A 1,299-nucleotide genomic window follows, 5' to 3' on the forward strand; every position below is an offset into this window, starting at 1 on the left:
AGGCCATCGGCCCAACTGAACTCGCTAGCGCCGGTATCGCCGTTTTCCAGATACGCGAGGTTGCGCGCAAGCTGGTCACCGAGACCGGACGCGTCGGCTCCGCTTCTACTCATCTTGTGAACCGGCTCCAAGAGTAGTAATGGGACTGAGACACATTGGTTTCAGCAGTTGAGCCGGCCAGGGTGGCACCGGCCTGAGCTACCGCGACCACGACTGCAGTCAGATTGGCCTGCAGCCAATCTAGAGGCGTCACTTCGGGATCACCGGCACGTCATAGGAACCGCTGGCCTTGATCTGCGTGAGGCAGGCCTGGCCGCGACGGCGCACGCCAACACCGAAGCTGCGCTGGAAAAAGCTATCCTGCAATGGAAATGGGCCGATACCCGGGATATTTCTTAGACCCTGGTACTGACGCTGAGGGTGCTGTCTGAACCCGATGGCGTTGTCAGGGCTGTTAGCTCCATAGGTGGCAACAACCGCCAAGTAGTCTTCCGGAATGAAATCGCTTTGGATAATCCAGGTTTCGCCGTAGCTACCCTGCACCTTCAGACCGTTGTAGGACTCCGGCGCAACCTGACCCACAATATTTTCCGGTTGCAAGTAGGCCGGTGCGCCAGCGCTGGGAATGTAGTCGTGTTTGGCAATAATGCCGCTGGCGTTTTCTTCGCCAGCCTTGAAGGTAGACACCACTTCTGCCTGTGCCGGGTTCATCAGCGCCAACAGCCGTGAGTTTGATTCGGTGCCGAAACCGTGCTCAGTGACATGGCGAACGGCAGTTTCGAGGTCTCCGGAATCAATAGTGGCGCTACCAGAGACAAGGTAGTGCTGGTGCGCCGCCGCAAACTGCTTGCCGAGATAGGCCGGTGGAACCATTGTGTCACCGTTGTACAGGCCATACACCGGGTGCGACCACTCGTTTGCTATCTGCGTTGGGTCAAACAGCCGCTGCAAGATCGTCCCGGTTGTCAGACGGTTGTCGGCCTCCAGCGCGTAGTTGGCAATTGCGCGGACTTGCTCAGCGGTGCTGTCCCGCAAGAATTTCCACGTCCAGCGGCTTGCCTTGTCGTAGTCCTTGAAGGTGTAGCCCATGAGGTGATAGTCACTGGGTGGCCGCATCGACTCGGGCTCACCGAACTCGGAAGCTTCCTCGAAGCTATCCACACTACGACTTTGAGGAATGGCCGAAGCGGTATCGGTGGTGTTGAAGGTGAGTAAGCTCGTCAGTGCCGACCGTTCGGCGTTCCAGGCCTTGATAACGGCTGCAACCTCGGCCCAGATGACATTGAGGTCTACGCCGTC

The 1,299-nt window shown here is 58.2% G+C and carries 1 protein-coding gene; it reads right to left on the reverse strand.

Translation table 11 applies throughout. The features are described 5' to 3' along the window. Positions 1-249: 249 nt before the first annotated feature. A partial coding sequence (locus A5791_RS26770; protein WP_067236884.1) for a hypothetical protein occupies positions 250-1,299 on the reverse strand: 1,050 nt, incomplete at its 5' end.

The organism is Mycobacterium sp. 852002-51163_SCH5372311 (genome assembly GCF_001667115.1).
Classification (GTDB): Bacteria; Actinomycetota; Actinomycetes; order Mycobacteriales; family Mycobacteriaceae; genus Mycobacterium.